Below are 9,722 nucleotides of genomic sequence, written 5' to 3'. Positions count from 1 at the left end.
TCCACCAGTGCTCGGACTTCGCCGGCCTCGACGCGAAAGCGCTGAGCGGATCGCTGGTCGCCTATATCGGCTTCGACTGCACCGCGCCGTCGCTCCACGTCGGCTCGCTGCTGCAGATCATGATGCTGCGCTGGCTGCAGCAGAGCGGCGGCAAGCCGCTGGCGCTGATGGGCGGCGGCACGACCATGGTCGGCGATCCGTCGGGCAAGGACGAATCGCGCAAGCTGCTGAGCGTCGAGCAGATCGCGGCCAACAAGGCCGGCATTCGCAAGGTCTTCGACCGCTTCATCGCGTTCGGCGACGGCAGGACCGACGCCGCGATGCCCGACAACGCCGAATGGCTGGCGACGCTCAACTACATCGAATTCCTGCGCGACGTCGGCCGTCACTTCTCGGTCAACCGCATGCTGGCGATGGATTCGGTGAAGCTCCGGCTCGGCCGCGAGCACGAACTTTCGTTCCTTGAATTCAACTACATGTGTCTGCAAGCTTACGATTTCGTCGAACTCAACCGCCGCTACGGCTGCGCGCTGCAGATGGGCGGCTCCGACCAGTGGGGCAACATCGTCACCGGCCTCGACCTCGGCCGCCGCATGGGGACCGAGCAGCTCTACGCGCTGACCTCGCCGTTGATCACCACGGCTTCCGGCGCCAAGATGGGCAAGACTGCCGCCGGCGCCGTCTGGCTCGACGCTTCGATGCTCGCCCCCTACGACTACTGGCAGTTCTGGCGCAACAGCGAGGACGCCGACGTCGCCCGCTTCCTCAAGCTGTTCACGCTGCTGCCGCTCGACGAGATCGCGCGTCTCGAGGCGCTCGGCGGGGCGGAGATCAACGAGGCGAAGAAAGTCCTCGCCAACGAGGCGACCGCGCTGCTGCACGGGCGCGAGGCGGCCGAAGCGGCGGCGGCGACCGCGCGACAGACCTTCGAAGAAGGCGCGCTCGCCGAGTCGCTGCCGACCGTCGACGTCGCGGCGGCGGAATTCGAGGCGGGCCTTGGCGCGCTCACCGCGTTCGTGCGCGCCGGACTCGTCGGTTCGACCGGCGAAGCGCGTCGCCAGATTCGCGGCGGCGCGCTCAGGATCAACGACGTCGCGCTTGACGACGAACGCGCGGTGATCGGCCGCGAGGCGCTGCAGGCTTCCGGCGTGGTCAAGCTGTCGCTCGGCCGCAAGAAGCACGTGCTGCTGCGCGCCGTCTGAAGCGGCCGCCTAGCGGATCGACCCGACGCCGCGGCTCTGGCCGACCGTGTCGGTCGGGGCGACGAGCGCCGGCGTCGTGCCGTCGACCGCGCCGAAGACCTTGCGCAGGAATCCCGGCGTCATCGCCGACAGCGGATTGACGTAGAGCGTCGGTCCGCTGGCCGGGCCGACGATGCGGTAATTGACGCCGAAGAGCCCCTCGTGTCGTCCGCCGCCGAGCAGCGGACCAAAGACCGGAATGTGGGTGACGAGGCTGTTGACCTGATAGGCCGGCACATAGGTGCCGTTGAGATCGACGTGATCGTGGGCGAAGTCGAGATAGCCTTCGGTTGTCAGGCCGACGTTTCTGTTGAAGATCAGCGCCTCGCGCAACGCCAGGCGGCCAGGCGTGCGGGTGAAGGCGCCCGACAACTTGTCGAAGCGCACCGCACTCGAGTCGAGCGCCGGCCCTGCCGCGACGCCGGCTTCGCCCGGCGCCTGCCCTGCCGCCGCGAGTTGGCGCAGCGCCGGCTCGTCGCGCAGCACGAAATCGGCGATGTTGGCGACGCCCTCCTCGCCCTCGGCGTTCTGTTGCAGCGTCAGGTCGAGCGTGCCGCCTTCCATGCGGGGGTAGATGTCGAGGAAGCGCGCCAGCGCGCCGGCGTCGGTGACGCGCGCGCGCAATACGCCTTGGTCGTCCTGTTGCGCCGACAAGGTTCCTTCGCCGATGCGCGCCTTGGCCTCCATCGCCCGCATCGCGCCGCGCCAGACTCCGCTCATTTCGAGGTCCTTGAGCGGCTGGCCGTTGGCGCCGATGACGTTAGCGATCTTGACGTCGACGTCGATGTCCTTGCCGGCGCCGGGCGGCCCGCCCGCGCCGAGGAAGCCCTTGATCAGCGCCCGCGCGTCGAGCGTCGCGCCGCGCACCGTCGCTTTCAGCGCGTTGGGCGAGTCTTGGACATCGACGCGCAATTCATCGGCGGCGGACAGACGCAATTGGCTGAGCTTGCCCGAAACGAGCGCGCCGTCGGCGGCGAATTCGGCCGAACCGCGCATGGCGACGCCGCCGGCGTCGACGACAATCGACGACACGGCGATGCCGTCGGCGTCCGGCTTCAGGCTGAAACTCGCTTTGCCCGGCTTGCCCGCCGGCTTCAGCGGACCCGTCTGCGGGCTGTCGATCGAAGCGCGGGTGAGATCGATCTCGACCTCGGCGCCTGATTTCGACAGCGGCGCTTTCAAGCGGACCGGCGTCGGCCCGCTCAGCATCGTGGCGACGGGAACGCCGAGCCTGGCGCGGGCGGGGCCGTCGAGCGTGAGAGCAAGCGTGATCGCGCCCTCGTCGGTCGCGCCCTTGGTCGCATCGATCGTCACCGGAACGCCGTAGATCTGGCCTTGGCCCACGATCTTCGTCGCGCTCTGGCGGGCGTCGACGGACAGCGCGGCCTGCTCCAGTCGCTCGTTGGCGAGGAACTTGTCGACGCGCAGGTTGGCGAGCGTCCCATTGGCGCGGAACTGCTGGTCCTCCGGCCGCACGCTCTTGCCGAGCTTGAGGTCGATCGCCAAGTCGCCCTCGAATTGTCCTTTGACCAGAGCAGGATCGAGGGTGAAGCCGGCGTAGCGCTTGAGCGCGTCGCGGCCGAGCAGGTCGACGAGCGCGTCGGCGCCGCCCTGCAGATGGGCGCCCGCCTTCGCCGGCACGACCGCGGCGGGGGACGTGTCGGGGACTTCATACACGATGTCCGTGGCCTGGATGCGCCGGGTCGGCGAGAGCTCGACCACGCCGGTCTTGGCGCTGGCCGAAAACACCCGACCGGTGACGCGCGCGCTGGCTTCGGCGGCCGTCAGCGGCGGCAGGCCGGGCATCATGTCGACGACGACGTCGCGCGCCGTCATCGCGCCGAGCACGCTGTCGGCCGGCACCGCCTGCTTGTGCGCGGCGAGATCGAAGGCGGCCGCGTCCCAATCGACGTTCATCGAGGCGGACACAAGCTGGCCGCCGTGGATGTTCTGGATGCACCAGGCGCGCGCGTCGGGGTTGATGAAGCTCGGCCACAGCCGCAACACGTCGACGACCGCGCTCGGCCCGAGCTGCAGGTTGAACTTGAACGTGGCGCCGCCCGGAACCGTCGCCATTTCGGCGGTCGCCGAGCCGTTGACGGTCGGGCCGCGCACCGCCAGCCCGTCCAGCACCAGCCGCCCTTGGCCGGCGTAATAATGGGCGTCGAACGTCGCCTGTTGGATCGTGATCGACTTTTCGCCTGGGCGCTCCGGCGCGAACGCCGTGTCGGCGGACTCGAAATGGCTGATCCAGGCCGGCTGCGCATGCGTCGGCGGCGATGCCCAACCGGACGCGTAGACGTGGGTCCCGCCCGAAAGAAGTTGCAGATTGTCGAAACGATAGCGGCGCGCCGCCGGGTCCCAGGCCATGTCGCCGGTCGCCTCGTCGATGAAGAACGGCTCGTGATCGGGGTCGTCGAGCTTGAAATAGCCGGCGCCCAAGGTGAAGCGGCCCTGCATCGCCTCGATCGCCGAATTGGCGCCGAGCTTCGCTTCGAGACGCAGCGAGATCGGCATGTCGGCCTCGAACGGCGGTCGGTTGGCGTTGAACAGCCGAATGTCGTCGAAGTCGAGATCGTGCGCCGTCAGCGACACCATCCGCTCCGGGCCGCCGCGCGCCTGCGCTTCGACGCTCCAGCGCCCCTGTGGCCCCTTCGCTCCGACCGAGATCGACGCCGTCTCGCCGATCTTGGCGAACGACAGCTGAAAATCGTCGTACACCGTTCGCTTGCCGAGCGCTTCGTTGAGCACTTCGAGATGGCCGTGGGCGAGCGCGACCCGATCGAGCGATTGGCTGGCGCCGGTCATCGCGTCGATCAGGCCGATCGCGACCAGTCCGAAATCGGGACCCGCCGTCGATTCGGCGCCGGGCGGAAGCGGCGCCGGCAGGTCGATCGTCGCGGCGTCGGCGTCGGCGGCGGCGGCGATCGACAGCGCGCCATCGGGTCGCACCCACAACCTCAGGTCGAGGCCGTCGAGTTCGAGCCGGTGAACCTTGATCTCCAACTTCAACAGCGACCAGACGTCGAGCCCGACCCGACCGCTGGGCGCCGAGAGCACCGGGCGGCCGGCGGAATCGCGAATGGCGATGCCGCCGAAGCCGAGCGCGACGCCGCCGTCGCCGCGCATCAGCGAGGTGGGGCCGATCGAAACGACGTAGCGCGGACCAAGCCGCTCCTGGAGGCTGCTGGCGATGCGCGGATTGAGGAATTCGAGGTTGATCGGACCCCAGGCGAGCAACGAGGCGAGTCCGCCGATCGTCGCTGCGACGACGAGAACGGCGACAAGGACGGCGCCGATGGCGACGCGGCGTCCGCGCCGTCCGAACAGCGGTTGGCGCGGACGTCGCAGCGACGCGCCTCCGCCGCTGTGCAGCAGGCGCCGGATTGCGGCTCGCGCCTTGGACCGCGTCGTTGCGTCGATGCCGCCGATCAAACCCCGCAGGTCTCCACTCGCTTAAGTCCGCCTTTCGGCGGGACGGGCCGCCGCTGCGGCCCTTTTCGCCGCACGCGGCCAGCGAGCGGCCTCGCCCGCCCACCGGGATTCGTCCCGACCGTTAAGCTCTTGAACCCACAGAAGACGTGGGTCAATCTGCCCCAAGCCGCGCGGCGGCTTCGACGCAGCACGTTGACGATGAAATTGGCCTAAACGAGGACGAAATGCCCCCAAATTTGGACGTTGGCGACCTGGCGCCGGATTTCGATCTGCCAACCGACGCCGGCGGCGGCGTTCGGCTCGAGGACTTGCGCGGCCAATTCGTCGTTCTGTTCTTCTACCCCAAGGACGATACGTCCGGCTGCACCGCCGAAGCGCTCGACTTCAACCGGCTCGCGCCGCGCTTCGCCGCGGCCGGCGCCGCGCTGGTCGGCGTTTCGCCCGACAGCGTCAAGCGTCACGATAAGTTCAAGCGCAAGCACGGCCTGACGCTGACGCTCGCCGCCGACGAGAGCCGCGCGGTCCTCGAGGCCTATGGCGTGTGGAAAGAGAAGATCATGTATGGGCGCAAATACATGGGGGTCGAACGGACGACCGCGATCGTCGACCCCGAAGGCCGCATCGGCCGCCTGTGGCGGAAGGTGAAAGTGCCCGGCCACGCCGAAGAGGTCCTGGCGGCAGTCACGGCGGCGCGGGCCGCATTTGCCAACCATTAACCCTAATCGGCTGTAATCGCTCGCCTGATGACCCCGATCCCCCGGGGTCGGAGTGTGTTGGCGCATGTCGTTGCGAGATCAGCGTTCACGACCGGCCAAGGTCAGAACGCAATTCTACTTTTCCCACGCTCGCGGCGACGCCATTCGCACGGTGGCTGTGCGTCCGCTCGTCCTGTGGCCGCTTGCGGCCTTCGCCGTCCTGACGCTGGTCTGGGCGAGTCTGACGACGGTCTACCTCGTTTTTCACGACGACATGCTCGCCGCGCTCGCCACGCGCGAGGCGGAACAGCAATACGCCTACGAAGACCGCATCGCCGAAGCGCGCGCCGAGCTCGACCGGGTCGCCGGCCGGCAGTTGCTCGATCAAAGCTCGTTCGAGGGCAAGCTGCACGAGCTGCTGTCGCGCCAGGCGCGGCTCGAGCAGCGCGGCGCGATCGTGGCCGCGCTCGCCGACCAGACGACGCGCAGCCTCGCCGCCGCCGAACCGCCCGCGCATGCGTCCGCCGTCGCCGCAGCCAAGCCGGCCCGCTCAGCCTTGTCGGCGATCGGCGCCGCCAGCCCGCTCGCCCCGGCCGACAGCGTGATCGGCCCCGCCGCCAGCGCCTTCGCGCCGGTCGCGCCGATCGCCGCGGCGGGCCCGCAGAAGCCGCGGCCGATCGACGAAGCGCGCCCGCAACCGATCCCGGGGCCGCAGGCCGCAGCAGAGCGCGCCGTCGGCGCCGACCTCCTCGCCGCCGCCGACAATTCCGACCTTGGCGCTGCGGCGCGGCTGAGCCTGATTTCCGTCTCGCTCGATCGCATGGAGCGGCGACAGGCGACGGCGCTCGGCGAGATTGCAGCCGACGCGCGCGCCGGCGCAGCCAGGCTTTCCGCCGTGGTGACGCGCGCCGGGCTCGCCGCCGATACGCTCGTTGCGCCCGCCGCCAAGGGCGGCGTCGGCGGCCCGTTCATTCCGCTCACCGTCGATCCCGCTGCGCCCGCCTTCGACAAGGCGCTCGCCGGCGCGGCGCGCGACGTCGCCGAAGCCGACCGCCTGACCCGATTGCTGCCGATCCTGCCGGTGCGCGCGCCGCTGATCGGCGAGGCCTTCGTCTCGTCGCCGTTCGGTTACCGCACTGATCCATTCCTCGGCCGGCCGGAGCTGCATCCGGGCGTCGACCTGGTTCAGGATTACGGCAGCGAAATTCACGCGACCGCCGGCGGGCGGGTGACGCATGCCGGACCGATGGGCGGCTACGGCGACATGGTGGAGATCGATCACGGCAACGGCCTCGTGACCCGCTACGGCCATCTGTCGGAAATCCTGGTTGCGGAGGCCCAGGAGGTGCCGGCGGGCGCGCTGCTCGGCCGTCTCGGCTCGACCGGCCGTTCGACCGGCCCGCACCTGCACTACGAGGTTCGGGTCGACGGCGAGCCGGTCGATCCCGAACGCTTCCTCGCCGCCGGCGCGCCGCTGTTTGGGACGCCGCTCTGACGTCAGGCGATCCGGTAGATGAAATCGTAGGCTTTTCGCCCGCGGCTCGGAGCGGGAAACGGCTTTGAGTCGACGCAGTCGCGGCGGCCGCTTTGCGCCCACTACGCCGTCTCGCGCCAATGCAGGGGCGCCCGAAAGCGGACGCAACGCCGGCGCGGCGCTTTCTGTTCACGCTCCCTCGGCGCCCATCCATCGACATCGGGGCGCCCAAAGAGCCCTGCGTGTTTTCCGAGTCTGCCAAATCCTTTCAATGGCGCCTACGAAACTGGCCGATGCGCGGGGCGAGGCGCCGGCATTGAAGACCGCGGTCCTGAGCCGGCTGCATTTCGGCGACCTGCACATCACGGGCGCCAGCGAACGCAACGACCGCGATCTCTTGGAGCTGATCGACGCCGCCAACCGCCGCCTTGCCGGAGCCGTCGACTTTGCGACGGCGCTGAGGCGCAGTTCCGACTGGCGCGCCAAGCAATCTCGGTTTCCTTGCCCGTCGCGACCGCACATGACTTTGACGGCTTTGCCGACGACGTCGGCGGCGCGCCTCTCGCCTTTAGGACCGCAAGGCGTCTTCCAAATCTTTCCGCAGCCGATCTCGATCGGCAACATGCACACGTTGGCTGTCTTCAAAGACAGACAAAAACTCTTTGAAACGAGCGACGTTGCCTCCGATCAGTTCCGAGGCTGCGATCGCAGCTCGCTGGCGAGCAAGGATGGCTTTGCCTTCTGCGACATGTCTCTCCGCTTGCGCCAGAGCCCTCTCAACAGAATCGCGGTTCATGTCGCCAAGCGCAACATGATGTGTATCGGCAACACGAATTCACCCCACCCAGCGCAATTGCTTCAATAACAGTGTTAGGCGGCGCGCCGGTCCGCGCCAAATCTGACGCTTGGTTCCCGGCGCCGCTCGTCGGCTAACGGCGGAGGTCGAGTGAAAACGCGCCTCTGTCCGACCGATTTCGCGGCGCGCTGGCAGGGAAGACCTTCGAGCCTCCGGATCCCTGAGTATTTTCCGACGCTGGCGCGTTTCTAAACCCAAGATAACAGAGGAGCCTGCGCCGGCGGTTGTCGGGGGTAGGAAACGGGAGCGGGTCATGGCGTACAAGGACATTCTGGTCTATCTCGATCCGACCGATGCGGCGCAGGACCGCCTGCGTCTCGCGGTCGCGATGGCGCAGGCTCATGGGGCGCGCCTGACTGGCGTCGACGCGAGTTCGGAAGCGGCGCTTAGCGGCGCCTGGGGCGAAAGGGCGTCGCGCATCGGCGTGGAATTCGAAGCGGCGATCAAGGAGGCGAAGCTCGTCGGCCGGTTCGTCGGCACGAGCGCCGCGTCCGCGATGGACGGCGAATACGGCAATTGCGTCGATCTGATTATCGTCCCACGGCCGGAGGGCGAGGCGCTCGAGCTGATCCGCTCCGAGATCCCCGAGGGGACGCTGCTCGCCTCAGGCGCGCCGGTGTTGACGCTACCCAATGACTGGAAGCTGTCGCCGGTCGGCGAGAACATCGTCATCGCCTGGAACGCCAGCCGCGAGGCGATCCGCGCCGTCCATGACGCGATGCCGCTGCTCGTCAAGGCGAAGAAAGTCACGATCTTCACCTTCTCGGCGCGCGAGAGCGCGTTGCGCGCGACCTCGGAAATGCTGGCCGATCATCTTCTGCGCCACGACGTCGTCGCCAAGAATTCCGACTGGCCCAACACCGGCGAGATGTCGGCGCTGGAAGCGCTGTTCGCCAGCCTTGACACCCAGAACGCCGACCTCATCGTCGCCGGCGCCTTCGGCCATTCACGCTTGTTTGAGAGCCTCTTCGGCGGCGTCAGCACCGATATGATGCGGCAGCCGACGGTGCCCATTTTCGTGGCCCACTAAGGCCGCCGAGGCGTCAATTTCCCTCTTCAGTTGCACGCCGGTTACAGCTTTGCCGCTTCACTCTGTATCGACAACACGAATTGGCTCTGATGCAATCTCGATGATGGCCTGAAGGCTCAGGCTGCGCCAGCAGGCTCCCTGCAACCCCGTAACCTTTCCATCGGGCACGCGACCCCGTGAGCAAGACCAGCCTCCGATTGCGCCTTTTTAGCCTTTGGGCTCTTTCGCTTGTCGCGTGCCTCGCGGTCGGGCTGCTGCTGGCGCAGCTTTATCGGCAGTCGACCGCGGCCCAGGTCGGCCGCGCCGAGGCGGACATCGCGAAAGCATGCGGCCTTATTCAGGACGGTTACGGCGCCTACGCGGGCAAGTGGTCGGAGGCGGCGCCGGCGCTCTCGGATCAGAAGCTTCGTCTCGATCTCGCGACCGTCGTCCGTCTCGCCTTGGCGGGGCGCAACGGGGTCGAGGGCGGCGTCTGGCAGAAGGAGGCGGGATCGCTCGCGTATGCGTTCCCGACCTATGAGGGAACCGGTCCCAAGAACGATCTGCCCGCGGCCGAGCGCGACTCCATCCAAGCCGTGAGCGACGAGGCCGCGCGAGACGGGCGGGCGGTCGATCGCCAGTCCGCCGCGGGGAAGCAAACCCTGCTGCTGCACGCTTGCCCGCTCTCCGGCCCGATTCCTCGCCTCACGGCGTGGGCGATGACCCGGGTCGAGGCCGTCCCCTATTTCGATCAGCTTCGCTTCGGCCTCAGCGCCCTGCTCGGTTTCATGCTGTTGATGTCGGCGTGGCTCGGCCGCGTGCTGATCGTCTGGGCGCGGTACATGAGCGGCGTCGAGGCCGCCCCGGCAGACGCAGGCGTGGGCGTCGGCGCGCCGCCCGCGCCAGCCGAAGAGCGCGAGGCCGACCGCGCCGCCCTCGCGCACAGCGAAGCGGGCCAGCGCCCCGTAAAGGCGCACCAGGAATTCGCGGTCCCGGCGGCGCAAGTTTCGCA

The 9,722-nt window shown here is 68.4% G+C and carries 6 protein-coding genes and 1 pseudogene; 6 read left to right on the top strand and 1 reads right to left on the bottom strand.

What is annotated here, in order from left to right:
* A partial coding sequence (gene tyrS / locus ABSF49_RS16975) for a tyrosine--tRNA ligase (protein WP_424113834.1) occupies window positions 1-1,202 on the top strand: 1,202 nt, incomplete at its 5' end.
* 9 nt (window positions 1,203-1,211) lie between these two features.
* On the opposite strand, the gene ABSF49_RS16970 is transcribed toward tyrS, so the two are convergent.
* Entirely contained in the window at window positions 1,212-4,676 is a 3,465-nt protein-coding gene (locus ABSF49_RS16970; RefSeq protein ID WP_424113833.1) for a YhdP family protein, read from the bottom strand.
* Between the two features lie 224 nt (window positions 4,677-4,900).
* On the opposite strand from ABSF49_RS16970, the gene ABSF49_RS16965 reads away from it, so the two are divergent.
* The 5 genes and pseudogenes from ABSF49_RS16965 to ABSF49_RS16945 form a co-directional block, all read left to right on the top strand.
* Entirely contained in the window at window positions 4,901-5,392 is a 492-nt protein-coding gene (locus ABSF49_RS16965) for a peroxiredoxin (protein WP_424113832.1), read from the top strand.
* Window positions 5,393-5,456: 64 nt separating this feature from the next.
* On the top strand, window positions 5,457-6,866 hold the full coding sequence (locus ABSF49_RS16960) for a M23 family metallopeptidase (protein WP_424113831.1): 1,410 nt from the start codon (window positions 5,457-5,459) through the stop codon (window positions 6,864-6,866).
* Between the two features lie 295 nt (window positions 6,867-7,161).
* The gene (locus tag ABSF49_RS16955) at window positions 7,162-7,710 is read left to right on the top strand and encodes a hypothetical protein (protein WP_424113830.1); all 549 of its coding nucleotides are present in this window, start codon (window positions 7,162-7,164) and stop codon (window positions 7,708-7,710) included.
* Between the two features lie 244 nt (window positions 7,711-7,954).
* Complete coding sequence (locus ABSF49_RS16950; protein ID WP_424113829.1) at window positions 7,955-8,731, top strand: universal stress protein; 777 nt, start codon at window positions 7,955-7,957, stop codon at window positions 8,729-8,731.
* Window positions 8,732-8,907: 176 nt separating this feature from the next.
* Window positions 8,908-9,722 (top strand): annotated as a pseudogene (locus ABSF49_RS16945) (sensor histidine kinase); the annotation flags it as partial.

This window comes from Roseiarcus sp. (assembly GCF_049514155.1).
In the GTDB taxonomy this organism is placed as follows: Bacteria; Pseudomonadota; Alphaproteobacteria; order Rhizobiales; family Beijerinckiaceae; genus Roseiarcus.
The sequence above is the reverse complement of the archived record's forward strand: the minus strand, read 5'-3'. Positions and strand labels throughout refer to the sequence as shown.